The sequence below is a fragment of the Sulfitobacter sp. HI0027 genome (assembly GCF_001634775.1).
Lineage (GTDB): Bacteria > Pseudomonadota > Alphaproteobacteria > Rhodobacterales > Rhodobacteraceae > Sulfitobacter.
On the sequence record NZ_LWER01000432.1, the window covers coordinates 1 to 26,985 of the forward strand.

General features: G+C 61.8%; 21 protein-coding genes and 1 tRNA gene. 17 read left to right on the forward strand and 5 right to left on the reverse strand.

Annotation, left to right across the window (positions count from 1 at the left end):
* Positions 1 to 1,070 (reverse strand): PHP domain-containing protein (locus A3722_RS19220; RefSeq protein ID WP_150120563.1); only part of this gene is annotated, 1,070 nt, incomplete at its 3' end.
* A gap of 199 nt (positions 1,071 to 1,269) precedes the next feature.
* Here A3722_RS19220 and xdhA point away from each other — a divergent pair.
* From xdhA to A3722_RS19275, 11 genes are all read left to right on the forward strand, one after another.
* A complete protein-coding gene (gene xdhA / locus A3722_RS19225) occupies positions 1,270 to 2,661 on the forward strand; it encodes a xanthine dehydrogenase small subunit (protein WP_067626310.1) in 1,392 nt (463 codons plus the stop codon).
* Entirely contained in the window at positions 2,658 to 5,072 is a 2,415-nt protein-coding gene (gene xdhB, locus A3722_RS19230) for a xanthine dehydrogenase molybdopterin binding subunit (protein ID WP_067626312.1), read from the forward strand. The genes xdhA and xdhB overlap by 4 nt, the downstream gene beginning before the upstream one ends.
* Positions 5,069 to 5,827, forward strand: coding sequence for a xanthine dehydrogenase accessory protein XdhC (gene xdhC / locus A3722_RS19235; RefSeq protein WP_067916378.1), 759 nt, complete (start codon positions 5,069 to 5,071; stop codon positions 5,825 to 5,827). Before xdhB ends, xdhC begins: the two co-directional genes overlap by 4 nt.
* The gene (locus tag A3722_RS19240) at positions 5,824 to 7,341 is read left to right on the forward strand and encodes an ABC transporter ATP-binding protein (RefSeq protein WP_067622695.1); all 1,518 of its coding nucleotides are present in this window, start codon (positions 5,824 to 5,826) and stop codon (positions 7,339 to 7,341) included. The genes xdhC and A3722_RS19240 overlap by 4 nt, the downstream gene beginning before the upstream one ends.
* Positions 7,342 to 7,383: 42 nt before the next feature.
* Complete coding sequence (locus A3722_RS19245; RefSeq protein ID WP_067622692.1) at positions 7,384 to 8,466, forward strand: ABC transporter permease; 1,083 nt, start codon at positions 7,384 to 7,386, stop codon at positions 8,464 to 8,466.
* A complete protein-coding gene (locus A3722_RS19250; RefSeq protein ID WP_067263609.1) occupies positions 8,466 to 9,386 on the forward strand; it encodes an ABC transporter permease in 921 nt (306 codons plus the stop codon). The genes A3722_RS19245 and A3722_RS19250 overlap by 1 nt, the downstream gene beginning before the upstream one ends.
* Positions 9,387 to 9,457: 71 nt before the next feature.
* A complete protein-coding gene (locus A3722_RS19255; RefSeq protein ID WP_067622689.1) occupies positions 9,458 to 10,531 on the forward strand; it encodes a BMP family ABC transporter substrate-binding protein in 1,074 nt (357 codons plus the stop codon).
* A gap of 116 nt (positions 10,532 to 10,647) precedes the next feature.
* Complete coding sequence (locus A3722_RS19260; protein ID WP_067622686.1) at positions 10,648 to 11,265, forward strand: glutathione S-transferase family protein; 618 nt, start codon at positions 10,648 to 10,650, stop codon at positions 11,263 to 11,265.
* 65 nt (positions 11,266 to 11,330) lie between these two features.
* Positions 11,331 to 12,269, forward strand: a complete 939-nt coding sequence (locus A3722_RS19265; RefSeq protein WP_067622685.1) for an aldo/keto reductase — start codon at positions 11,331 to 11,333, stop codon at positions 12,267 to 12,269.
* Positions 12,266 to 12,919 carry a DUF938 domain-containing protein gene (locus A3722_RS19270; RefSeq protein ID WP_201722079.1) on the forward strand — a complete coding sequence of 218 codons (654 nt, stop codon included), beginning with the start codon at positions 12,266 to 12,268 and terminating at the stop codon, positions 12,917 to 12,919. Before A3722_RS19265 ends, A3722_RS19270 begins: the two co-directional genes overlap by 4 nt.
* Entirely contained in the window at positions 12,916 to 13,704 is a 789-nt protein-coding gene (locus A3722_RS19275) for a glycoside hydrolase family 25 protein (protein ID WP_067625909.1), read from the forward strand. The genes A3722_RS19270 and A3722_RS19275 overlap by 4 nt, the downstream gene beginning before the upstream one ends.
* Positions 13,705 to 13,795: 91 nt before the next feature.
* On the opposite strand, the gene A3722_RS19280 is transcribed toward A3722_RS19275, so the two are convergent.
* The 4 genes from A3722_RS19280 to A3722_RS19295 form a co-directional block, all read right to left on the reverse strand.
* Positions 13,796 to 14,527: a hypothetical protein gene (locus A3722_RS19280; protein WP_150120056.1), complete on the reverse strand. Its 732-nt coding sequence runs from the start codon at positions 14,525 to 14,527 to the stop codon at positions 13,796 to 13,798.
* 11 nt (positions 14,528 to 14,538) lie between these two features.
* Positions 14,539 to 17,031, reverse strand: coding sequence for a GcvT family protein (locus A3722_RS19285; RefSeq protein ID WP_067625915.1), 2,493 nt, complete (start codon positions 17,029 to 17,031; stop codon positions 14,539 to 14,541).
* Between the two features lie 213 nt (positions 17,032 to 17,244).
* Positions 17,245 to 18,648 (reverse strand): FAD-binding oxidoreductase, encoded by a 1,404-nt coding sequence (locus tag A3722_RS19290; protein WP_067625918.1) that lies wholly within the window; start codon positions 18,646 to 18,648, stop codon positions 17,245 to 17,247.
* Positions 18,649 to 18,748: 100 nt separating this feature from the next.
* On the reverse strand, positions 18,749 to 19,735 hold the full coding sequence (locus tag A3722_RS19295) for a 2-hydroxyacid dehydrogenase (RefSeq protein WP_067625921.1): 987 nt from the start codon (positions 19,733 to 19,735) through the stop codon (positions 18,749 to 18,751).
* A gap of 155 nt (positions 19,736 to 19,890) precedes the next feature.
* Here A3722_RS19295 and A3722_RS19300 point away from each other — a divergent pair, with 155 nt between their 5' ends.
* From A3722_RS19300 to A3722_RS19325, 6 genes are all read left to right on the forward strand, one after another.
* Positions 19,891 to 20,400, forward strand: a complete 510-nt coding sequence (locus A3722_RS19300; protein WP_067916380.1) for an SH3 domain-containing protein — start codon at positions 19,891 to 19,893, stop codon at positions 20,398 to 20,400.
* Positions 20,401 to 20,477: 77 nt separating this feature from the next.
* Entirely contained in the window at positions 20,478 to 21,470 is a 993-nt protein-coding gene (locus tag A3722_RS19305) for an NADPH:quinone reductase (protein ID WP_067626441.1), read from the forward strand.
* A gap of 67 nt (positions 21,471 to 21,537) precedes the next feature.
* A complete protein-coding gene (locus A3722_RS19310) occupies positions 21,538 to 22,881 on the forward strand; it encodes a mechanosensitive ion channel family protein (RefSeq protein ID WP_067626439.1) in 1,344 nt (447 codons plus the stop codon).
* A gap of 62 nt (positions 22,882 to 22,943) precedes the next feature.
* Positions 22,944 to 23,018, forward strand: a tRNA-Gln gene (locus tag A3722_RS19315).
* 315 nt (positions 23,019 to 23,333) lie between these two features.
* Entirely contained in the window at positions 23,334 to 25,871 is a 2,538-nt protein-coding gene (locus A3722_RS19320; protein WP_067626437.1) for a tyrosine-type recombinase/integrase, read from the forward strand.
* 695 nt (positions 25,872 to 26,566) lie between these two features.
* The coding region (locus A3722_RS19325; protein ID WP_150120564.1) for a helix-turn-helix domain-containing protein at positions 26,567 to 26,985 on the forward strand (419 nt) is incomplete at its 3' end.

A 26,985-nucleotide genomic window follows, 5' to 3' on the forward strand; every position in this document is an offset into this window, starting at 1 on the left:
TCATTGTCTTTGGCCCATTGGATGAAGTCGGCAACGATCAGGAAGTAGCCGGGGAACCCCATGCCTTCGATGATGCCCAGCTCGAAATCGAGGCGCTTTTGGTAGTCCTCCACGCTGACCGCATGGGGGATCACCGCCAGACGCGCCTGTAGCCCCTCGTTGGCCATACGGCGCAGCTCGGCCACCTCGTCGTCGGCGAACTTCGGCAAGATCGGGTCGCGTCGGTAGGCCATGAAGGCGCAGCGTTTGGCGATCTCGACAGTGTTGCTCAGCGCTTCGGGTAGATCGGCGAAAAGCGTCGCCATCTCGGCCTGCGACTTGAAGTAATGCTGCGCGGTCAGGCGGCGGCGGGGCTGGCTTTGGTCAACATAGGCACCCTCGGCGATGCAGATCAGCGCATCATGGGCCTCGTACATATCCGGTTTCGGGAAATAGACATCGTTGGTCGCAACCAGCGGGATATCCATCGCATAGGCCATTTCGATAAAGCCGCGCTCGGTCAGACGCTCGGGCTCAGGCTGGCCGCCGTCTTCGGGGTGGCGCTGCAACTCAACATAAAGCCGGTCGCCAAAGGCACCCTGCAGCCGCGCCATCAACGCCTCTGCCGCCGGGCGCTGGCCGCCTTGCAAAAGCATCCCCACCGGCCCCAACGCGCCACCCGTCAGGCAGATGAGATCGGCGCTCAGCGCCTCAAGCTCCGCCAGCGTCACCTCGGCCACCGCCCCGCCCTTGTCGAGGTAGAGGCAGGAGTTCAGCTTCATCAGGTTTTCATAGCCCAATTCGCTTTGCGCCAGCAGGACCACCGGCGCAGGCGGGCGCGGTTTCTCACCCGGCTGCACCTCGACATAGGCCACGTCGACCTGACAGCCGATGATCGGCTGCACGCCGGCGCCCGCCATCGCGACAGAGAATTCGAGGGCGGCGAACATGTTGTTGGTGTCGGTCAGCGCCAGCGCGGGCATGCCCGCATCGCGGCACATGCCGGGCAGTTTTTTCGACCGCAGCGCGCCCTCCAGCAAGGAATACTCGGAATGGCTACGCAGGTGAATGAATCGGGGATCATTGGACATGGCGCATTTTTACGCCACCCACCCCAGAGGCACCAGCACCGGATCGCACCCAGCGCATTTTTCGCCCAAGGTATTTTTTCTTGCCAAAACGCCCCCCACCCCGCTAGCCTGACCTCTACCTCGCCCGCGCCCGGTTCTACGCCGCATCGAACCCCGCGCAACGATATGGGCCACTTTGTACCGCGGCGGATGAGAACCAATGGACATCACTTTTCTTCTCAATGGAGAAGTCGTGTCACTCTCCAACGTGTCCCCGACTACCACCCTGCTTGACTGGCTGCGCGAAGAGCGTGGCCTGACCGGCACCAAGGAGGGCTGTAACGAGGGCGACTGCGGAGCCTGCTCGGTGATGATCACCGATGAAAACGGCAGCCGCGCGCTCAATGGCTGTATCCTGTTTCTGCCGCAGGTGAACGGCAAAGCCGTCACCACGGTCGAGGGCATGGCGAGCGCCGATGGCACGCTGCACCCGGTGCAGGAGACGATGATAGAGCATCACGGCAGCCAGTGCGGGTTCTGCACGCCGGGCTTCGTGGTCTCCATGGCCACGGCGCATCTTAATGGTGCGACGGATCATGACGTGCAACTGGCTGGCAACCTTTGCCGCTGCACCGGCTACGCCCCGATCATCCGCGCCGCGGAGGCCGCCGCAGGCGCGCCGGTGCCCGCCCATCTGCGCAGCCTGAAAGACACGTTGGCGCAGGACATCCCCGCGCCCGCCAAAGCCAAAGGCGCGCCGCATGTGCAGCCCGAAAGCAGCGATGAACTCGCCGCTTGGTATCTCGACAATCCGGACGCCACACTGATCGCCGGAGCAACGGACGTGGGTCTTTGGGTCACCAAAGGCTTCCGCGAACTGGGCGCCGTCGCCTTCCTCAACCGCTGCGCCGATCTGCGCGGCATCACCGAGGACGAAACCGGCCTGCGCATCGGTGCAATGACCACGCTGACCGAGGTAGAGGCAAAGCTTGCCCCCCTGCATCCCAGCTTGGGTACCATGCTGCGCCGCTATGGCTCGACGCAGGTGCGCAACGCGGCGACCTTGGGCGGCAATATCGCCAATGGCTCGCCCATCGGGGATGGCCCGCCCGCGCTGATTGCGCTTGGGGCGACCCTGCAGTTGCGGCGCGGTAATGCGCGACGCGAAATAGCGCTTGAGGATTTCTTTCTCGACTACGGCAAACAAGACCGCGCGGCGGGAGAATTTGTCGAAGCCATCACCGTGCCGCGCCAGCACGACACGCTGCGCTGCTACAAACTGTCGAAACGTTTCGATCAAGACATTTCGGCGGTCTGCGGCTGTATCTCGATTACTGGCAATGGCACCGAAATCCTCACCGCGCGCATCGCCTTTGGCGGCATGGCGGCAACACCGAAACGCGCCGCTGCGGCTGAGGCGGCGCTGGTCGGCCAACCGTGGAGCGAAGACACCATCCGCAAGGCGATGGCAGCGATGACCGACGATTTCACCCCCCTCTCGGACATGCGCGCCTCTGCCAGCTACCGGATGGAGGCGGCGCAAAACATGCTGCTGCGCTATTTCCATGACGCCAACGGTCAAGCCACTCACCTGCAGGAGGTCTCGGCATGAGCGTTGCAAAGCCCCTTCCCCATGACGCCGCGAAGCTCCATGTCACCGGTGCCGCGCGCTATGTCGACGACATCCCCACGCCGCGCGGCACGCTGCATCTGGCCTTTGGCCTCAGCCCCGTCGCGGCGGGCGAATTGACGGCGCTTGACCTCGACGCCGTGCGGTCTGCGCCCGGCGTGGTCAAAGTGCTGACTGCCGATGATCTCCTCCATGACTGCGACACCTCACCCTCGAACCATGACGAGCCGCTTTTGGCGACGGGCGAAATTCATTTCGCGGGCCAACCGCTCTATCTGGTCGTGGCCACCAGCCACCTCGCTGCCCGTCGCGCCGCGCAACTGGGCAAGCCACAGATCACCCCGCGTGATCCGATCCTGACCGTCGAGCAGGCGCTCGCCGCCGACAGCCGGTTCGAAGACGGCCCCCGCATCTACCAGAAGGGCGATGCCGAGGCCGCGCTCTCCAAGGCCAGCCGCCGCCTCTCGGGCCAGATCGAGATGGGCGGGCAGGAGCATTTCTATCTCGAAGGTCAGGCCGCCATGGCGCTGCCGCAGGACAACGGCGACATGCTGGTGCATTCCTCGACCCAGCACCCGACCGAAATTCAGCACAAAGTGGCCCATGCCATTGGCCGCCCGATGCATGCCGTGCGGGTCGAGACGCGGCGTATGGGCGGCGGTTTCGGTGGCAAGGAAAGCCAAGGCAACGCGCTGGCGATTGCCTGTTCTGTCGCCGCGTCTCTGACCGGCAAACCCTGCAAGATGCGCTATGACCGCGATGACGATATGATCATCACCGGCAAGCGGCATGATTTCCGCATCGCTTACGACGCAGGCTTTGACGAGACGGGGCGCATCACCGCGCTGGACGTGACCCATTACACCCGCTGCGGCTGGTCGATGGACCTCAGCCTGCCCGTGGCCGACCGCGCCATGCTGCACGCCGACAACGCTTACCATCTGCACGACATCCGCATCACCTCGCACCGCTTGCGCACCAATACCGCCAGCGCCACGGCGTTTCGCGGTTTTGGCGGGCCGCAAGGGGTGGTCGGAATTGAGCGGGTCATGGACCATATCGCTCATGAACTGGGCCTCGACCCGCTCGCCGTGCGCCGGGCGAATTACTACACCGACAACGCCCACCGCCCGACCGAGGTGGAGGCCACCGGCACCGCAATCGACAACCGCACCCCACCGGATGCAGAGGCCGATCTATCCTCTCGCGGCGCGCCCCCTGCGGCGGCAGGCAAGGCCGCGATCCCTGAAACCCCATCGGACGTGCAGACCACGCCCTATCAGCAGCCGGTCACCGACTGTATCATCAATGCACTGACCGACCGACTGGTTGAGAGTGCCGACTACAACGCCCGCCGCGCCGCCATCGCCGAATGGAACGCCGCAAACCCGCTACTGAAACGCGGCATCGCCATCACCCCGGTCAAATTCGGCATCTCCTTCACGCTCACCCACCTCAATCAGGCGGGCGCGCTGGTGCATGTCTATCAGGATGGCTCGATCCACCTGAACCATGGCGGGACCGAGATGGGGCAAGGGCTGTTCCAGAAGGTTGCGCAAGTCGCCGCGTCGCGCTTTGGCGTCTCGCCCGAGGCGGTCAAGATTACAGCCACCGATACCGCCAAAGTGCCCAACACCTCGGCCACGGCGGCATCTTCCGGGTCAGACCTCAACGGGATGGCCGCGCAAAACGCCTGCGATACGATCCGCGACCGCATGGCGGCGCATCTGGCCGAACGCTACCAGACCACGCCGGATCAGGTACGTTTCACCGACGGCATGGTGCAGATCGGGGGCGAAGAGATCACCTTTGCCGCTGCCGCCGCTTCGGCCTATGAAAACCGCGTCAGCCTTTCGGCCACGGGATTCTACAAAACGCCCGACATCGAATGGGACCGCATCGCCGGACGCGGGCGGCCATTCTACTACTTCGCCTATGGTGCCGCCTGCACCGAAGTGGTGATCGACACGCTGACCGGCGAAAACCGCATTCTGCGCACTGACATCCTGCATGACGCGGGCGCCTCGCTGAACCCGGCGCTGGACATCGGCCAGATTGAGGGCGGATACGTGCAAGGCGCGGGCTGGCTCACGACCGAGGAACTGGTCTGGGACGAAACTGGCACCCTGCGCACACACGCGCCTTCGACCTATAAAATCCCCGCCTGCTCCGACCGGCCGCCCGTGTTCAACGTGAAACTCTGGGACCAGCCAAACCCGGCGCAGACGGTCTACCGCTCCAAAGCCGTGGGCGAGCCGCCTTTCATGCTGGGCATCTCGGCCTTCATGGCACTCTCGGACGCGGTTGCAGCCTGCGGTGACAGCTACGGCGATCTGCAAGCGCCCGCCACCGCCGAGACCGTTCTTGCCGCCGTCGGGCGGGCACGGAAATGACCGCTATCTACGTCGAGGTCACCGCCACGCGCGGATCGGCCCCGCGGGATGCGGGCACGGCGATGAAGGTCACGCCGGACAGCATCGACGGCACCATCGGCGGCGGCGCGTTGGAGCATCAGGCGATTGCCCATGCCCGCCGCCTGCTGGCCGAAGGGCGTTTCGAGGACAGCCAAACCCTGCCTCTCGGCCCCGGCCTTGGACAGTGCTGCGGCGGCGCGGTAAGCCTGCGCTACACTGCCGCGCCCCGCCCGCTCGACAACCCCACGCCGCTGCCGCTGGACGCCACATTCGAGAGCGACACGCCCCTCTGGCTTTGGGGGGCGGGGCACGTGGGCCGCGCGGTGGTGGCCGCCTGCCCAGCCAGTGCCTTTGCCATCACATGGATCGACAGCGCCGCGGAGCGTTTCCCGGCAACCATCCCCGCCCGTGTCACCGCCACCCCCGCCGCCGACATGCCGCGCCTTGCCGCCCACGCGCCGCAAAACGCGCATCACCTGATCTTCACCTATTCCCATGACATCGACCTCGCCCTCTGTGCTGCCCTGCTTAAACGCGGGGCAGAGAGTGTCGGCTTGATCGGCTCTGACACAAAAAAGTCACGGTTTTCCCGCCGCTTGCGCGACATGGGGCTGGATCCCTCTGGCATCATCTGCCCTATTGGCGATAAGTCGCTGGGCAAGCTGCCCGCCCAGATTGCACATGGTGCGTTGATCTCTCTCATCGCCCGGACCCAGACAAAGGTTTCCGCATGACTGATAAACTTCTCGACCTCTCTGGGTTGACCAAGGCCTACCCCGGCGTCGTCGCGAACGATGACGTGTCCCTGCGGATCGCTCCGGGAGAGGTTCACGCCCTGCTGGGCGAGAATGGTGCGGGCAAGTCTACGCTGGTCAAAATGATCTACGGGCTGGTCAAACCGGACGCGGGCCAGATGCAAATGCGGGGCGAGAACTTTGCCCCCACCGATCCCCACGCGGCACGGCAGGCGGGCGTGGGCATGGTGTTTCAACACTTCTCGCTTTTCGATGCGCTCAGCGTGGCAGAGAACATCGCCCTCGGCATGGAAAACCCGCCGCGCATGCGTGAACTCAGCCAGCAAATCCGCGATGTGTCGGACACCTACGGCCTGCCGCTTGCGCCGGACCGCACCGTCGGCGACCTCTCGGCGGGGGAACGTCAGCGGGTGGAGATCATCCGCTGCCTGCTGCAAGAGCCCAAACTGCTGATCATGGACGAGCCGACATCGGTCCTGACCCCGCAAGAGGTTGAAATCCTGTTCAAAACCCTGCGCAAACTCAGCGCAGAGGGCACCGCGATCCTTTATATCTCGCACAAGCTCGAAGAGATCCGCAGCCTTTGCGACAGCGCGACGATCCTGCGGTTGGGCAAGGTCGTCGGCCATTGCACCCCGCGTGAGACCTCAGCGCGCGACATGGCAGAAATGATGGTCGGCTCGGCGCTGAAAACGCCGACGCGCGATAGCAAAGAACCGGGCGAGGTGACGCTGACGCTGAACAAACTCTCGGCGCGGTCTGCACATGCTTTCGGCATGCCGCTGCGCGGGATTTCGGTCGAGGTGCGACGCGGTGAGGTGCTGGGCATTGGCGGCGTTGCGGGCAATGGGCAGGATGAACTGCTCAACGCGCTCTCGGGTGAAACGCTGGTCGGGGCGGGCATGATCACCTTTGACGGGCGCGATATTGGCCTTCTGGGCCCCACCGCCCGCCGTGCGCTTGGCGTGTTGACCGCGCCCGAAGAGCGGCTGGGCCATGCTGCCGTTCCGGATATGTCGCTAACTGAAAACGCGATGCTGACCGGTGCCGCCCGCGAAGGGCTGGAGCGGGGCGGCATGCTCGACTGGGGCAAGGCGCGTGCCTTTGCCGAGAAGATCATCAAGACATTCGATGTGCGCACCCCCGGCGCCGGCAATGCGGCGCGCTCGCTCTCGGGTGGGAACCTGCAGAAATTCGTCATCGGACGCGAGGTCCTGCAACGGCCTGAGCTGCTGGTGGTGAACCAGCCGACATGGGGTGTTGATGCTTCTGCCGCCGCCGCGATCCGGCAGGCGCTTTTGGACCTCGCCTCTGGCGGCACCGCCGTCATCGTCATCAGCCAAGACCTTGATGAGTTGATGGAGATTTCCGACAATTTCGCCGCGCTAAACGAAGGCCGCCTGTCGCCGACGCGCCCCGCGCAGGGGCTGACGGTCGACGAGATCGGCCTGATGATGGGCGGCGCGCATGGCATGGAGGTGGCGCATGTCTAAGCCAAACCTCGCATCTTTCACTCTGACCATTGGGGGTGATCTGTGATCCGCCTTGAAAAGCGCCCGCAGCCCAGCCGGGCCCTTTCCCTGTCGACGCCGATCATGGCGGTGCTGGCCACTTTCATCTTCGGCGGGCTCTTGTTCGCCGTGCTGGGCAAAGACCCGGTCGAGGCGCTGCAAACGATCTTTTGGCAGCCGCTCTTTGGCGAATATGCCTTTTATTACCGCCCACAACTGCTGATCAAAGGCGCGCCCTTGGTGCTGATCGCCATCGGCCTCAGCCTTGGGTTCAAAGCGGGCATCTGGAACATCGGGGCCGAGGGGCAGTACATCATGGGCGCCATCTTTGGCGCGGCTGCGGGGCTGGCGTTCTACCCCGCCGAGGGATGGTATATCTTCCCGCTGATGGTGCTCGCGGGGGCCTTGGGCGGTTGGCTTTGGGCGATGATCCCGGCCCTTTTGAAGGTGCGTTTTGGCACGAATGAAATCCTCGTCTCGCTGATGCTGGTCTATGTGGCCGAGCAATTCCTTGCCTCTATGTCACTGGGTTTGCTGAAAAACCCAGAGGGCTACGGCTTTCCCGGGTCGCGCAACCTACAACAATATGCGCCCGCGCATAACGCCGAACTCTTCGCCGGCTCGGGCATGCATTGGGGCGTGGTCGCGGCGCTGATCGCGGTGATCTTTGCCTATGTGCTGCTGACCAAACACCGGTTGGGCTTTGCCATCCGCGTGACAGGCGAGGCCCCCCGCGCCGCACGTTTCTCGGGTGTGAACCCGGCGCGGCTGGTGTTGTTTTGCCTTGGCACCTCGGGCCTGCTCGCCGGGCTTGCGGGGATGTTTGAGGTCGCGGGCCCCTCGGGTCAGATCACCATCGACTTTAACGTGGGCTATGGGTTCACCGCGATCATCGTGGCCTTCCTTGGCCGTTTGCATCCCATCGGCATCCTGCTCGCGGGCGGGCTGATGGCGCTGACGTATATTGGCGGTGACATCGCGCAGTCGAACCTCGGCCTTCCCGCCGCCGCGATCCAAGTGTTCCAAGGGATGCTCCTGTTCTTCCTGCTCGCGCTGGACGTTTTCACACATTACCGGCTGCGCTTTGGCGCGGCGGAGGCTGCCTGATGGATCTTTCCGCAATCAACCCGCTTTTGTTCGTCGCAGGCTTCCTCGTTGCCGCGACACCGCTGATCTTCGCCGCCATCGGCGAATTGGTGGTCGAGAAATCCGGCGTGCTAAACCTCGGCGTCGAAGGCATGATGATCACCGGCGCGATCTGCGGCTTTGCCACGGCGGTCGAGACCGGCTCGCCGCTTTTAGGCTTTGCCGCCGCTGCTGTTGGCGGTGCCGTCCTCAGCCTGCTCTTCGCCTTCCTGACGCAGGTGGCGCTCGCCAATCAGGTCGCCTCTGGCCTATCACTCACCCTCTTTGGCCTCGGCCTCTCGGCGTTGATCGGCCAAAGCTACGTCGGGATCAAACCGCCCCGGCTTGGCGATATCGACTTCGGCCCGCTGGCCGATATCCCCGTGATTGGGCCGATCCTCTTCACCCATGACATCATCCTCTACCTCGGGATCGCGCTGGTCGCCGGGGTCTGGGCGGTGCTGAAATTCACCCGCGCGGGCCTGATCCTGCGCGCGGTCGGCGAAAGCCATGATGCGGCCCATGCGCTTGGCTACAAGGTCAAGCGCATCCGTACTGCCGCGATCCTTTTCGGCGGGGCCTGCGCGGGCTTGGGCGGGGCCTACATCAGCCTGATCCGCGTGCCGCAATGGACCGAAGGCATGACCGCCGGGATCGGCTGGATCGCCCTTGCCCTCGTCGTCTTTGCCTCGTGGAAACCATGGCGCGCACTCTTGGGTGCCTATCTTTTCGGCGGCATCACCCAGTTGCAATTGAACTTGCAAGGCGCGGGCGTTGCCATTCCAGTAGAGTATCTGGCAATGTCGCCGTATATCATCACCATCATCGTTCTGGTGGTGCTGTCGGCGGATAAAAGCGCCGCGCCGGCCTCACTGGGCCGCACCTTCCACGCCTCGAACTAGGGGCATCACGTCACGCGGCCCTGCGCCGCACATCAAGCCCCGGCAAGGGGCACGTAAACAGGGGAAACCTCATGAAACTATCCACCCTTATGACCAGCGCGGCCCTTGCGCTCGGCCTTGCTTCGGGCGCTGTTGCCCAAGACAAGACCAAGGTCGGCTTTGTCTTTGTTGGCCCCGTGGGCGACGGCGGCTGGACCTACGAGCATAACGAAGGCCGCTTGGCCGTCGAAGAAGAGTTCGGCGATAAGGTCGAAACCGTCTTCGTCGAAAGCGTTGCCGAAGGCCCCGACTCTGAGCGTGTGATGACCCAGATGGCGCTCGACGGCGCGGACCTGATCTTCACCACCTCCTTTGGCTACATGGACCCCACCATCAACGTCGCTAAGAAATTCCCCGACGTGAAGTTCGAGCACGCCACCGGCTACAAACGTGCCGACAACGTCTCGACGTACTCCGCGCGTTTCTACGAAGGCCGCGCCATTCAGGGCCACATCGCGGGCTCGATGACCGAAAGCAACATCATCGGCTACATCGGCTCTTTCCCGATCCCCGAAGTGATCCGCGGCATCAACTCCGCCTATATCCACGCCAAGAAAGTAAACCCCGACGTTCAGTTCAAAATCGTCTGGGCCTACACATGGTTTGACCCGGCCAAAGAAGCCGACGCCGCCAAGGTTCTGATCGAACAAGGCGCTGACGTGGTCCTGCAACACACCGATTCCACCGCGCCCCAAGCGGCGGCACAGGAAGCGGGCAACGTGATCACCTTCGGTCAGGCGTCCGACATGGCGCAATACGGTCCCAAGCCGCGCGTCTCTTCGATCATTGACGACTGGGCCCCCTACTACATCGACCGCGTCAAAGCGGTTATGGATGGCACATGGGAATCCACCGACACATGGGACGGCATCGGGCCGGGCATGGTCGGCATTGGCGAGATCTCTGACGCTGTGCCAGCCGACGTGAAAGCCGAAGCGCTGGAAATGAAAGACAAGATCGCATCGGGCGAATACCACCCCTTCACCGGGCCGATCAACAAACAGGACGGCTCCGCTTGGCTGGCCGAAGGCGAGACCGCCGATGACGGCACGCTCGCGGGCATGAACTTCTATGTCGAAGGCATCGAAGGCACCATCCCGCAGTAAGCCGAACCGGTTCACAGATGACAGGGGCGTGCGGGCAACCGTGCGCCCCCTTTTTCATTGCGGCCCGCGCCGGGGTTGCTAGGCTCGCCCTTCCCTCTTTGTGAAAGGCGCTTGCCATGATCACCGTGCACCACCTCAACCGCTCCCGCTCACAGCGCATCCTTTGGCTGCTGGAGGAGTTGGATCAGCCCTATGACGTCATCCGCTACCAGCGCGATGCCGAAACCAACCTCGCCCCGCCCGAGTTGAAACTGGTGCATCCTTTGGGCAAATCCCCGATGATTGAGATTGACGGCCAGTTGGTTGTCGAAAGCGCTGCCATCGTCGATCTGCTCTGCACCCGCTTCGCGCCCGAAATGATCCCTGGACGCGACACGCCCGCCTTCCTGCGCCATATGGAGCTGATGCATTTCGCCGAAGGCTCTGCCATGACGCCGATCCTGCTCAACCTCTATGTCTCGCGCTTGGGCGATGCCGCAGCCCCTCTGCACCCGCGTATCAGTTCAGAGTTGGACAACCACTACAGCTATATGAACAGCCTTGTGCGCCCCTCCGGCCACTTCGTGCAAGATACGTTGTCGGCAGCCGACATCATGCTGAGCTTCCCCGCCGAGGTTGCCATGCGCCAAGGCCGGGCTGCGGATTATCCGGCACTCAAGGGCTTTGTAGAGATGATCCACAACCGCCCCGCCTACCAACGCGCGCTAGAGAAAGGCGAGCCACAGGACGCCTAGCGCCCCATCGCCTGCCCTGCGCCAAGCCCATTGCGCGCGGGCAGCGCCCATGCCACCAATCGTGCATGAACCAGATGCTCACCAGCCTTGACGGCACCCCCGCCAGCCGCCTCGCCTTCGGCACCATGCAATTTGGCGGCCGTGCCGATGCGGCGGCCTCGCGCGCGATGTTCGACGCCTGTATCGAGGCGGGGATCACGCATTTCGACACGGCGCATGTCTATACCGACGGGGCGTCCGAGACCCTGCTGGGCCAGTTCGTGCAAGACCGCCGCGACAGCCTGATCGTGGCCACCAAAGCCGCCTATATCGGCGGCGCAGGGCGTGCCAATATTCTCGCTTCTGCCGAGACATCACGCCAGCGGATGCAGCTTGATACGCTCGACGTGCTCTACCTGCACCGTTTCGACCCAGACACACCGTTGACCGAAAGCTTCGCCGCGCTGGCCGAATTGAAAGATCTGGGCCACATCCGCCAAGTTGGCCTGTCCAACTTCGCCGCATGGCAGGTCGTCAAAGCGGCCCATATCGCCGCCGACTTCGGCCTAGAGATCACGGTGATCCAACCGATGTACAATCTCGTCAAACGCCAAGCCGAGGTCGAGATCCTCCCCATGGCCCATGACCTCGACATTCTCGTCGCGCCCTACTCTCCCCTGGGCGGCGGGCTGCTCACCGGGAAATATGCCACCGGAGGCACCGGTCGCCTCAGCGAAGATGACCGTTATGCTGCCCGCTACGGACAAGAGGTGATGCACGGCGCCGCTGCCGGGCTGGCCGCCCTCGCCCGCGATCTCGGCACCCATCCGGCGACCCTCGCCGTGGCATGGGCGGCGGCACACCCCACGCGGCCAACCCCGATCATTTCCGCCCGCTCTTTGGCACAGCTTGAACCGTCACTGGCCGCGCTCAACTACCAAATGACGCCACAAACCTACGCCGCCATCGCCGCGCTCTCGCCCACACCGCCCCCGGCCACCGACCGGCTAGAAGAGCAATCATGAGCCGACTGCCCCCGAGTGCCAGCGTCGCCGAAAACGCAGGCGGCGACCGTCTTTTCGCCCCCGCCGCCGCACGCAATCTCGACGCGCTTTGCGATCTGCTGGCAACCCACGCTCCACAAAAAGGCCGCGCGCTGGAAATCGCCAGCGGCACCGGGCAACATGTGGTCGGCTTTGCCAAACGCCTGCCGGGCCTCACATGGCTGCCCAGCGACATCGATACCGCCCGTCGCGCCAGCATCAACGCCCACGCGGCCGAGGCCGCCCTGCCCAATATCGCCCCGGCCCTGCCACTCGATGCGACCCAGCCCGGCTGGGCGGGCGAACATGGCCCCTTCGACCTGATCATGCTGGCCAACCTGCTGCACCTTATCCCAACCCCCGCCACCCAGAGCCTGATCACCGAAGCCGCCACAGCCCTCACACCCGGCGGCACGCTGATCCTCTACGGCCCCTTCAAACGCGCCAGCCAAACCACCTCCCCCGGCGACACCCGCTTTGACGCCGAACTGCGCGCCGCCGACCCCACGATCGGCTACAAAGACAACATCGACATAGCCCGCTGGCTTAGCGATGCGGGCCTTAGCCCGATCGACGAAGTGGACATGCCCGCTAACAACCTCGCATTCATCGCCAGAAAGCCCAGCCCATGATCCTCCGCCGCGCCCTGATCCTGTCGCTCCTTGCCCTCGCCGCCTGTGGGAGCCCAAGCACCCCGCCCCCCGCCGATCCCGACACGCTCTTCCCGGCGCGTTTCGGCGACAGCGACCCAGTGGATTTCAAAGGCCGCACACCGCAATCCTTCCCCGTCCACGGGATTGACGTAGCCCGCTTTCAAAACAACATCGACTGGAACACCGCCCGCAAAAACGGCGTGAACTTCGCCTTCATCAAAGCCACCGAGGGGGGCGACCTCAAAGACATTAACTTCGACACGCATTGGCAAGGCGCAGGCCAAGCCGCCGTCAAACGCGGCGCCTATCACTTCTACTACTTCTGCACCTCACCCGAGGATCAGGCCCGCTGGTTCATCCGCAACGTGCCGCGCACCCCCGGCATGCTGCCCCCGGTGCTCGACATGGAATGGAACCCGTTTTCCCCCACCTGCGCCCACATCCGGCCCCCAGCAGCCGAAGTCCGCGACCAGATGCGCCGCTGGCTCGCGGTGGTCGAGGGTCACTACGGCCAACGCCCTATCATCTACACCACGCCAGAATTCTATCGACAAAACGGCCTAAACGGATTCAACGGCTATGACTTCTGGCTGCGCACCACCGCCAAGACCCCCGCCGAGGCCTACCCCGGCCAAACTTGGCGCTTCTGGCAATACAGCGCCACCGGCATCGTCCCCGGCATCGGCGGTGACGTAGACATCAACGCCTTCTCTGGCAGCCGCGCCGAGTGGCAAAACTGGGTCGCCACCCACGCCCTGCGCTAACGCCAAAGGGGGGAACGCATCCCCCCTCATTCATCCTTTCTTAAATACCGCTGCGCCACCTTACCCCCGCGCGCGCCGCTTGCGGCCGCCCTCAATCCCGCGCGTAATGACGCGCCACGACAAACAGCCCGCCCACCAACAAAAGCGGCAGCAAGAATATCCGAAACACATGCACGCCCAACACCGCCAACAGCGCGCCAATCAACTCATCCGCCCGGCTCCAGAGGTTGCTGGCAAGCTGCCGATACTCGGTCAGCCCCGGCTCTTCCTCGCCCAAAGCCTCGCTGCCACCGACACGGGCGGTGATTTCCTCAATCACCTCCATATTGCGGGCATAGACACCCTCGGTCAGCGTCCCGGCCAGCGGCTCTGACACCACCAAGGCCAGCGGCAGCGCAAGCCCTAAAAACCCACCATACCAAGCCAAACGCCGGGGCAGCCCTCCATGTCCGCGCTTGCTCAAGGCCCATATGCCAAGCGCGAGGCTCAGCAATCCCAAGCCAATAGCACTCACCGGGCCAAGCGCCACCGCGATCACCCCGGTTGCCACCATCACGCCGAAAACCAACCCCGCGATCCGCTCAACCGTGTCGTCAATCGGTTCCAACACCTTTAAGGGCCGCGCCGAGCCGGAGGCAATGAACGAGAGCCCCACCTCGATCTCTTGCGCGGTCGATAAAAAGGCGTTCAACGTGCGCAGCGTGACATAGCTCGCCGCCGCCGTAGTCGCCACATCCGCGGCATAGCCCTGCGCCGCGCTGACAACCGGATTGTCCCGCAACAGCGCCGCCGTCAGCGCCAGTACACAGAAAAAAGCAAGCAACCCCCGCCGGATCAACCGTCCGCCCGGATGCGCTGGTTCTTCGGATCATAGGGACTGTCTTCGACCACCTCGGCCTCCCACAATTGATCAAGCATCTTTACCTTCAGCTTCGTGCCTACCACCGCGTCTTGCAGTTGCACATAGCCCATGCCGATGCTCTTGCCGAATGCGACCGAATAGCCACCCGAGGTCAGCCGCCCGGTGCGCAGCGCGCCATTGTAAAGCACCTCGCGCCCCCACGGGTCCGCATCCTGGGGCCCGTCGATCAACAGCGTCACGCATTTCACGCGGATGCCGTGATCGACCATCGCCTGCTTCCCGTGAAACTCTTTATTCAGATCCACAAAGCGCGGCAGATCGGCCTCCAGCGGCGTCGCATCGCGGCCCAGCTCGTTACCGAAAGCGCGGTAACTCTTTTCCTGCCTGAGCCAATTCTGCGCCCGCGCACCGACCAGCTTCATGCCATGCGGCTCCCCGGCCTTCTCCAGCGCATCAAACAGATGGTTCTGCATCTCGATCGGGTGGTGCAACTCCCAACCGAGCTCCCCGGTATAGGCCACCCGGATCGCCCGCACCGGCACCATCCCCAACTCGATGTTACGCATGGTCAGCCAGGGGAACCGCTTGTTGCTCAGCACCGTGTTGGGCTTCGCATCCCGCACCAAATCCCGCAACACGTCACGCGACTTCGGTCCAGCAATCGCAAAAACACCCCACTGCGTGGTCACGTCATGACATTCGACATAGCCGACTTCAGGCATCTTGTCGGCAATCGCCTTGCGCAAATAGTCACTGTCATAAGCACTCCATGCGCCCGCCGAGACAAGGTAGTATTCATCCTGCGCCAGCCGCACGATGGTATATTCCGTCCGCGTCGTCCCCGCCCCGGTCAGCGCATAGGTCAGGTTGATCCGCCCCACCGAGGGCAGCTTGTTGCAGGTAAACCAATCCAAGAAAGCCGTTGCCCCCGGCCCGCGCACCAGATGCTTAGTAAAGGCCGTGGCATCAATCAGCCCCACCCCCTCGCGAATGGCTTTCGCCTCGTCCACCGCGTGTTGCCACCAGCCCCCGCGCCGAAAGGACCGGCTGTCATGGTCGCTAAACCCCTCCGGCGCAAAATAATTCGGCCGCTCCCAGCCATTCACCTGCCCAAACTGCGCCCCCCGCGCCGCCTGCCGATCATATGCCGGAGAGGTCCGCAGCGGCCGACAGGCCGGACGTTCCTCATCCGGATGGTGCAGAATATACACGTGGTCGTAGGCTTCCTCATTCTTCCGCGCGGCATATTCCGTGGTCATCCAATCGCCGTAGCGTTTCGGATCAAGGCTCGCCATATCGATCTCGGCCTCGCCCTCAACCATCATCTGCGCCAAATAATACCCCGTGCCCCCCGCCGCCGTGATCCCAAACGAAAACCCTTCCGCCAGCCACATGTTGCGCAAGCCCGGCGCAGGGCCGACCAGCGGATTACCATCCGGCGTATAACAAATCGGCCCGTTGAAATCGTCCTTCAACCCGCAATTCTCAGCCGAGGGGATACGGTGGTTCATCGCCATATACTGATCTTCGATCCGCTCCAAATCCAACTGAAACAGATCCGCCCGGAAACTATTCGGCACCCCATATTCAAACCGCGCCGGCGCGTTCTTCTCATAGACGCCAAGAATCCAGCCGCCGCGCTCCTCGCGCACATAGCTTTGCGCATCAGCATCGCGGATCACCGGATGCTCGACATTCCCCGCCGCCCGATAATCGACAAGCGCCGGATCGCGGTCCATGACAATGAACTGATGTTCCACGGGAATCGCGGGCATCTTGATCCCCAACATCTGCGCCGTGCGCTGCGCATGGTTGCCGCTCGCGGTAACCACATGCTCAGCGGTAATAACGATCTGCTCATCACTGGCGACAAGGTTGCCGCCCTTCTCCACCATCTTGGTGCAGGTCACTTCCCAGTGGGTGCCGTTCCACACAAACGCATCCGCCTGCCACTTGCGCTCAATCGAAACCCCACGCTGCCGCGCGCCCTTGGCCATCGCCATCGTCACATCGGCGGGGTTAATATACCCGTCGGTCTGGTGATAAAGCGCACCCTTCAAATCCGATGTCTCGATCAGCGGCCACTTCGCCTTGATCTCATCCGGGGTCAGGAACTCATACGGCACACCGCAGGTCTCCGCGGTTGAGGCATAGAGCATATACTCATCCATCCGCGCATTGGTTTGCGCCATCCGCAGATTGCCCACCACGGCAAATCCAGCGTTCAGCCCGGTCTCAGCCTCCAAGGTCTTATAGAACTCGACCGAATACTGATGAATATGCGTCGTCGCAAAAGACATGTTGAACAACGGCAAAAGCCCCGCCGCATGCCAAGTCGAGCCCGAGGTCAGCTCGTCCCGCTCCAACAGCATTACATCATCCCAACCCGCCTTCGCCAGATGATAGGCAATCGACGTGCCAACCGCGCCGCCCCCGACAACCAATGCTTTGACTTGCGTTTTCATCTGCCAATCCCTCTGCCCTAGGCTCCTCCCCGTTGTACGCAGCAAGGCAAGAGACCGCAGGCACCAGCCGACCCAACATGGCCAAAAACCGACCTTACCCCCTCACCAAACGCGCCAATCCCGCGTCAGAGCACCGCCACCCCAACTTCATCCTTTTACAAATACCGTGCACCACATTTCCCGCCGCACGACATCAGGGCAGACCACCCCATCTCACCCCGGCAAGATCTTCCCCGGGTTCAGAATATTATCCGGATCCAGCGCCGCCTTGAGCGTCGCCATCACATCCACCGCAGCGCCCAATTCCTTGCCCAGATAGGCCCGCTTGCCCTGCCCGATCCCATGTTCGCCGGTGCATGTCCCATCCATAGAGATCGCCAATTCCGCCAACCAGCTGACGAACACCTCGCCCCGCGCCACCTCATCGGCGTCGTCCATGTCGATCAACAGCGAGGCATGGAAGTTCCCGTCGCCTGCGTGGCCCACGATGGGCGCGATGAGCTTCAACTCCTCCGCCCGCGCCTGTGCCGCGACCACGGCATCGGCCAACCGGGAGATCGGCACGCAGACATCCGTCGCCACGGCCTTGCACCCCGGTCGCAGCGCCAGAACGGCCCAATAGCCGTCATGCCGCGCCTGCCAGAGTTTGTTGCGCTCTTCTGGGGTTGTAGTCGCCGCATAGCCGGTGCCGCCAAATTCTTCGGCCAACATGCCAAAGGTCTCGGCCTGTTCGACAACCCCGGCGTCTGAGCCGTGGAATTCCAACAACAAAAGCGGCGTTTCGGGCAGGGTCAGCTTGGAATAGGCGTTCACGGCCTTCACCACATCGGCGTCCAAAAGCTCAATCCGGGCCACGGGCAGGCCGTATTGGATCACTGCCATAACGGTCTCACAGGCCGCCTGCACCGTCGGGAAAGAACAGCGCGCCGAGGAGATCGCCTCGGGAATGCCCTGCAAGCGCAAGGTGATCTCCGTGATGATCCCCAGCGTCCCTTCCGAACCCACCATCAGCCGGGTCAAATCATACCCCGCCGAGGATTTCCGCGCCCGTCCACCGGTGCGGATCACCCGGCCATCGGCCATCACCACCTCAAGGCTCAGCACATTGTCTTTCATCGTGCCATAGCGCACCGCATTGGTGCCACTGGCCCGTGTCGCCGTCATCCCACCCAGTGAGGCATTGGCACCGGGATCGATCGGAAAGAAGAGCCCCTGGTCGCGCAGATGGGTGTTCAGCGCTTCGCGGGTCACGCCGGGCTGCACCCGGCAATCCAGATCGCCTGCGTTCACTTCAAGCACCCGGTCCATCTGCATGACATCAATGCAAATCCCGCCCGCCGGGGCGTTCACATGTCCTTCAAGCGAGGTGCCCGTGCCGAAGGCAATCACCGGCACCCGATGCGCGGCACAGATACGCACTGCCTGTGCCACGTCGTCGGTCGAACGTGCCATGACCACCCCGTCGGGGGCCTGCGTGGCGATCCATGTGGTGGTGTGGCCGTGCTGCTCGCGAATAGCTTGGCCGGTCAGCAGATTGTCCCCGAAAGCTTGTTGCAACTCGTCCAGCGCGGCGGCGATCCCCGCCTCATTTCGCGGCAAATCTGCGATTTTCGTCACGTCTTATCTCCCAATAGCATCCTCATGCCGCGAAAACTTGCGGCGGCATCTTTGTAAAAAAATCAACCGAAAGACCCGCGTCGCCGCAGCCGTCCGGGGGTCAAAGCATGGAGGGCACAACTTGATCCGGCGGACGGTGGCCATCATCGAAAGTCTTGATGTTAATCAAAACCTTCTCACCCATCTCAATCCGGCCCTCCAGCGTGGCCGACCCCATATGCGGCAGCAGCACGACGTTCTTCAACTCGCGCAGACGGGGATTAATCTCCCGCCCATGCTCATAAACATCCAGCCCCGCGCCTTTGATATCGCCAGCGCGCAGCATCCGCGTCAGGGCGTTCTCGTCGATCACCTCCCCGCGCGAGGTGTTCACGATCACCGCGTCGGGCTTCATCAGCCCCAAACGGCGGGCGTTCATCAAATGAAAGGTGCTGGGCGTATGCGGGCAGTTGATGCTGATGACATCCATCCGGCTGACCATCTGGTCAAGGCTGTCCCAATAGGTCGCCTCCAAAGCGCCTTCGACCTCTTCACGCAGGCGTTTGCGGTTGTGGTAATGCACCTGCATGCCAAAGGCCCGCGCCCGGCGCGCCACGGCCTGACCGATCCGGCCCATGCCCAGAATGCCGAGACGACGCCCGCCGACCCGACCGCCCATCAGCGCGGTCGGTGCCCAGCCATCCCAATTGCCGGACTGCATCACCGCCATACCCTCGGGCATGCGGCGGGTCACGGCCAAGATCAGCGCCATGGTCATATCGGCGGTATCGTCGGTCAGCACGCCGGGGGTGTTCGACACCAATACGCCGCGCTGGCGTGCGGTGGCCACGTCGATATGGTCAACCCCCGCCCCGTAATTCGCGATCAGCTTCAGCCGCTCGCCCGCCTGCGTGATCAGCGGCGCGTCGATTTCATCCGTGATCGTCGGCACCAGCACATCCGCTTGGCGCATCGCCGCGCCCAATTCCTCGCGGGTCATGGGCCTGTCATCTTCGCGTAGGGTCACGGCAAACAGCTCTGATAGCCGTGTTTCCACCGCCTCTGGCAACCGTCGCGTCACTACAACACTCAACCGCTTCTTTGACATGCCTGCTCTCCCGGTCTTGGCGTCGCCTCGTTTCCGGGGCATGGTGTCTCATGCAGCGACGAGGCACAAGAACTCGCGCCGGAAAAAGAGCAACAATAACCCGCAGATTTGTACAGCACCGACCCACAGCAGTGAACCGCATAGCAGGCAATTCCATGATAACCGCTTTCTTTCGCAGCACCCTTTTGGTGGGCGCGCTGCTTTTGGCTCAGGCAAGCCCCGGGGCCGCACAAGAGGCGCGCGGACAGGTCACGAACCTCCCCCTCCCCCGTTTCGTTTCGCTTAAAGCTTCCGAGGGCAACGTCCGCCGCGGCCCGTCGCTGTCGCACCGGATCGACTGGGTCTACAAACGCCGCGACCTGCCGCTTAGGATCACCGCCGAACACGGCCATTGGCGCCGGGTAGAGGACCGCGACGGCATGGGCGGCTGGGTGCATTACTCGCTTTTGTCAGGCACCCGCACCGTGCTGGTTGAGCAAGACATGCTGCAGCTTCACGTCAATCCAGACCCAAAGGCCGCCGTGGTGGCGCGGTTGGAACTGGGCGTGGTGGCGCGCTTGGGCGAATGCACGCTTGAATGGTGCGAGTTGCGTTCGGGCGGCTTTACCGGCTGGGCCCCCAAAGTGCGGCTTTGGGGTGTTGGCCCCAAGGAACTGCGCGAATAACACCGCCTTTCAGGCCAATTGCATGATCCCGGCGCTTGCGCCACTCTGCCGGCAAAATTCAAGCCGGAGAGAGCGCCATGCAAGCCATCACCTATGACCAATTCGGAGCCGCCGCAGATGTGCTGCGTCTGTCAGAAATCGATAGCCCCGCCCCGCAACCCGGCGAGGTCTGCGTGGCGCTGAGCCATTCGGGCGTGAACCCATCGGATGTAAAGGCCCGCGCGGGCACCCGCCCCGGCGTGACCAAACCACCCTTCCCGCAGGTCATCCCCCATAGCGACGGCGCGGGAGAGATTACCGCTGTGGGTGCGGGCGTCGATTCTGCCCGTGTGGGTCAAAAGGTCTGGGTCTGGAACGCCCAGTGGCAACGCGCCTTTGGCACGGCGGCGCAGCAGATCACCCTGCCCGCGCATCAGGCCGTGCCGCTGCCCAAAGGTGTCTCGCCCGAAGTGGGCGCGCAGCTTGGCATTCCGGGGCTGACCGCTTGCCACGCCGTCTTTGGCGGCGGCGGCGTGGCCGGGGAGACGGTGCTCATTCAAGGCGGTGCCGGAACCGTGGGATATCTCGCCGTGCAATTGGCGAAATGGGGCGGGGCCAAGGTGATCGCCACCTGCAGCCCGCGCGACAATGATCTGGTCCGCGAGGCTGGCGCCGATGCAGTGTTGAACTACGCTGACCCAAACCTCGCCGCCGCCGTTCTGGAGGCCAACGGCGGCAAGCCCGTCGAGACCATCGTCGATACAGAGTTCGGCCTGAACCTCACGACCGACACCGAGGTCATCGCCCCCAATGGCCGCATCGCCGCCTATGGCTCGGCGGCGGAAATGTCGCCCACACTGCCCTTCTACCCGCTGCTGTTCAAAGCGGTGACCATCGACATCATCCTGATCTACCTGCTGCCCACCGGCCCGCGCGAACAGGCGATCACACGACTGCATCACGCGCTGGAAGACGGGGCTCTGCGCTGTCCCGTCGATACGGTCCTGCCGCTAGCCGAGACCGCTCGTGCGCATCAATTGGTCGAGGCAGGACACCGCAACGGGGCGGTGCTGCTCGATTGTCAGGGGTAGCGCGCTAATTGACCAAGCCACCGCCCTCATGGAGGGGCGGCGGCCTTGTCCGTTGACGGAGATCCCCATGCGCCTGATTGCTGCCCTGCCCCGCCTGATCCTGTGCCTGCTCTTGCTTTTTGCCCTGCCGGTGCCCCCTGCGTCGGCGCAGGACAACGACCAGCCCGAAGGCACCATCGCCGTCGAAGGGGACGCCACGGCAGACGCCGCCATCGCCAACCGCATCCGCGCCATCCTGCGCGAGCTTGAAGGGTTTGAGAAGGTCAGCGTCTCGGTTTCTTCTGGCATCGTCACCCTGCGCGGCACCACGCTCGACACCGCCAGCGCCGCACGTCTGAGCGAGCTCGCAGGCCGTGTCGAAGGGGTGGTCGCAATCCGCAACGAGGTCCGCGAAAGCACCGATGTGTCCGAACGGCTCAACCCTGCCGTGGACCGCTTCCGGGGCCGGATGGAACAGGCCGTGGCTTTCCTGCCGCTGGCCTTGGTGGCACTTGGGGTCTTTGCCCTGATCGTCGTGGCCGGGCTGGCGCTGGCGCGGCGGCGCAACCCGTGGGAGCGGCTCGCCCCCAACGCCTTTATCGCTGACATTTACCGCCAGATCATCCGGCTGGCCTTTATCATCGCGGCACTGGTCGTGGCGCTTGATATCCTCGGGGCGACGGCGCTTCTCTCGGGCATCCTTGGGGCGGCGGGGATTGTCGGCCTCGCCATCGGTTTCGCGGTGCGCGACACCGTGGAAAATTTCATCGCCTCCATCATGCTGTCGATCCGCCAGCCGTTCCGCCCCAATGACACGGTCGAGATTGATGGCGACACCGGCAAGGTGATCCGCCTGACCAGCCGCGCCACGATCTTGCTCAGCTACGATGGCAATCATGTGCGCATTCCCAATGCCACGGTCTTTAAAAGCCGCATCATCAACTACTCACGCAACGCCGAGCGGCGGTTCACCTTTACCCTTTCGGTGGCCAGCGATGCCGATCTGGCCCGCGCCCGGGAACTGGCGCTGGAGGTGTTGAATGCCCTTCCCTTTGTCCTGCCCAGCCCCGAAGCCGCCGCTTGGGTGGAGGAGGTCGCTGATCACTGGATCAACATGCAATTCGCCGGTTGGATCAATCAAGAGACCACCGATCTGGTCGCGGCGCGCAGCGAAGCGATTCGCCTGACGCTGGCCGCCTTTGACGCGGCGGGCCTCACCGCAGAGCCTCCCGCCTATCGGCTTATCACCCAAAGCGAATCGCCCTCCACCGCGCCGCACGATTCGCCCCAAACGCCGAATGCGCCCGCGAATCCCGCCGCTGCACAGCCCGTCGCACCCCAAACCGAGCGTGAGCTGACCCGCATCGTCGCGCAGGAACGTGCCGAATTGCCCAGCAAAGACCTGCTCTCCGTTGATGCCGCCGAAGAATAGGCTAATTTATCAAAAACGGGTCTTGCACCCCGGGCCAGAGAACTCTAATTAGCGCCCTGTGTTGGGATGTAGCCAAGTGGTAAGGCAACTGTTTTTGGTACAGTGTACCGTAGGTTCGAATCCTACCATCCCAGCCAACACACATGAAAAAACATATACTTCCCAATGGGATAGCCGTTAATCAAGCGGCCAGCCTCCCGTCTCCACCTCGTGGTGGTTCACAAACTGGTTCACATCGTTCGGGGTGTCGACCGCGTGAATCGAAGAGAAAGTGGGGTCTTTACCTCGTTCGAAGAAGTAAGACTTTTTACTTCAGGCGCCGCTGGCCAAAGAAATTTTGCGAGCATGGGGCTCCAGCATTTCTGTCTGTTTCACTACGAACCCAAATTCACTCCGAAGCGGTAAAGCGATCGGTCGGTCTGCTCTCCGCAGTTGAAGTCGGAGAGAAAAGAGTGATCGTAGAACTGCAAAACAAAACAATCGCAGAAGGCCGCGTCGCTGCGATGCTGAAGGAGATAGTGCGTCGGGCATTCGTCAGCATGATCGCACGGCAAGAATCCGACCCCTCGGACGAACTGCCTATTCACCATTTTCCTCAGATCAACCTTGATAACGATCGAATTAGGGAAGCACAGAAAGCAAGAGACTGGTCTCTTGCATCGTCGCTGGCCGGTGACATCGCACAAGAGAATGGGCTGAGGCCTGACGACTTAGCGGCACCAGCGGTCGCTCGTCAGGTACTCGCACTGCTTCGTCAGATCAATGAGCTAAGCACCCAAGTAGACCGCGACTACGACGACCCCATTAAGTGCGGAAGAGACCTACTTAAAGATCATGGTATCGCCCCATCGCGCGAAGCTCTGAAGCCGCCAATGCTGCTTTCAGAAGCAATAGAGAAAGCCTGCGTAGAAGCACCGCGAGACGTCGAGACTAAAATTCGGGTAGTCGGGAAACTCGCACTGCTCTTTTTTCAAGATATCCCAGTATGTTCTATCGCTCTTGAGCAGACCTTTGATTTTCTTCATATAATATGGATGTTACCCAAGGGTTGGGGGAAAGCGCACGGCCGCAACCGCTACGGTCAATCCGGAAAAGACCTCTGCCCTTTGGATGAAATACGACAAGCCGATGCGCAAGATGCTAAGCTCATCGCCGAAATATCGTCTTGCAACGCAATGTCACTACCGGACAAGCGCCGCCGACTTGTACAAGAACTGACTCCGCGGCTGACCGACGGGTATCTTTTTGTACAACGAGATATGTTCAATCGGATAATTCGTGCGGCGCTTGGGAAGAAAGCCGTAGGGCGGGACTTGGATGACGAAGACCGGATCGTCCCCTCACATGCACAACTGAAAAGCCGAATGCGGGCATGGCATAAAACACAAAAAACTCCCGGCGGCTTGCCGACACGCGTGTCGCGTCCGAAACGCCGCATGTCCTGGTCGCTTGAACGCCTATCCCAATTATTGCGTTCCCCGATCTATTTGGGCACATCAACGCCGACACAACGCGGCCGAAAGGCAACTGCACGCAAACGCTTCATCATTCGAGATGCGATTTACTGGGTTCCGCTTTTCATGATCACTATGGGCGTCCGCCCAGAAGAGATCTTACAAGCTGCGGTGCCGGACGTCCTGCGCCGCGACGGCATACTTTGTCTTTTCTTGGGAGGTGAGGAAGACGCGATGCTGAAAAGTGAGCAATCGCGCCGCGTCCTGCCGATTCCGCAAATCCTACTGGACCTGGGCTTTAGGGAGTGGATCGTGGAGAGGAAAAAAGCAGGTGAAACTTGGCTATTCCCGGAGATCCAGCCCGACAAAAATCATGGCCGCAGGTCGCAAATATTTGGCGACAGGTTGCGCAACCTGCTGAAAACTTTGAAACTTCAGTCGGATCGCGAAGATATCTATGCGATGCGCCGGACGCTTTCGTCTAAACTATTGCAGATTGGCATCGAGACGGGCACGCGACAAAAGATCCTCGGCCACTTGGAAGGTTCAACTGTTGACCGGCACTACAGCGATCACGGCCTTCTGGAACTCAAAGACATTCTCGACTCTCTCGACTATGGCATTATCGTCGGGGGTGATCGCCGTTTTAATTTTCCGATCATTACGGGTAGCAGCACGCCACTTTTTACTACCCTTGATCTCGAGGTAGCCTTGAGCGATCAACGCGAGGTTACAGCGGTTTCGCTTCGCGATGCCGAAACAGACGAAATCGTTTTTGAGTCGAGAATCTCTGGGCAAAATGCCCCTTCAGCGGCTCAATGGTGTGAATGTCCATCGTTGGACGCAGTAGATGTTGCAAAGCAGATCCAGTCGCTCACTCAGCAGTATTCATTGACTTTGCCAGCAAGTGAAGAAGCAACTGCTGCACTCGAACACCTACTGATCTTGGCCGATGATAAGCCTCTCCACAATTCAGGGTGCCGCGATGGAGTGGATCGCCGAAATGACAAATCCCCTTTCGAACTTGGTCCTCACCGCGAAGTTGAAACGTTGACAGGTAAAGATGAACTGCGAACTGCTGCTCTCAGACAGGGAGATGTGGTCCTGTGCGCATTTCCTACGCGAAGCGCCAATGCGAATGCCCCCTCCCCCCGGCCAGGTTTGATTATCGATACGCGCACACTTGCCGGCCAGACTTATCTTGATGTTGCGTGGGGCGGTCCAATGGAGGATTCAGGCGTAGCCCCCCATGAACTGGCGTTGTCATGCCCGAATGAAATGTTGGAAGCGAAAGTTGATACTGCCACACGGTTTAATACGCGCCGTCGCGTGCTCGTGCCCAAAAATTCGAAGTGCTATCTTCACGCACGGTTGGGGCACCTTAGCGGGGGTGGCGTCGCACGCCTCAGAGAATGTCTCATTCACGCAGGGGATGTGTCACCCGAACCCATTCAAGAAGCCGGTCGCCCAATTGTACGGCCACTTACTATAGAACGCCACCGCACAAAATCAGTCCGCCATGGACTTAGCCCATAATGCTGCAAATGGGTAATATATTCACCTATATGTACACTTGGAAACAATGGGGGTTCGCTGAGTAGTGCGCCTGTGACGCACTCCCGTTGGTTTGTGGCAATCACCCTTAGGGCAGGTCAAAGCGTCCCGGTAGTTCGATCATTCCCGCCACTTGCTCTAATTCATTTTAGAGAACAGGCTTTCCGTCAAAGCCTTCGCACGTCTCAGCGAAACGCTGAGGCCCTGATCTCACATTCAGAAACCTCTTGAGGTATTGGCAAAACCTCGGAAGCCGAAGGATATCTGTGTCCGCGGCTTAATTCTGATCACAGGTATCACAAATCCCTCATCCTGAGCATTATGGTCATGATAGCTTGGAAGGTATTTTGCACATTCGGATAGCTATAGGGAGAAGGTTAGGCCTGCTAATCCTGAGAATTCCGACCAGTGTTCGCAGGATTAGCACCCCCCCCAGAGCCGTCTACGGCCTATATATTCAATTATTTTCTGAATCCCCATTGTTCTTCCTTTGTTCTGTCGCTGTGGGGAGTAATTCCATCAAAAGAGTGGAGAACAAACGATGACCGAAGATAGATACCTGACTGTTGATTGTCACTGAGAACTGACCCGGTAGCCCCATAAATTGTCACTGAGAATTGACCCATGTGAACACACTTCCCCGACGGTTTTGGTTGGGGGGATTTGGAGTGATCGACATGGGATTTTTGAGTGTCATTCGACGCTGGGCATTGCGTGACAAGATGCCAATCAGGGAGATTGCCCGGCGGACGGGTTTGTCTCGGAACACGATAAAGAAGTATCTGCGTGAAGGTGCGGTGGAACCGCAGTTCAAGACGCCCAAGCGTCCAAGCAAGCTGGATCCCTATTCGGATCGGCTGTCAGCCTGGCTTTTAATCCAGACGCGGAAGTCACGCAAAGAGCGGCGGACAGTGAAGCAAATGCATGCTGATCTGGTGAAGCTGGGATATGATGGCTCCTATGAACGCGTAGCAGCTTTCGCCCGGGCATGGCGTGAAGATCGGCATCGAGCGGAACAGACGACGGGGCGCGGCACCTACGTGCCTTTGGTGTTCGCGCCCGGCGAAGCCTTCCAATTCGATTGGAGCGAGGACTG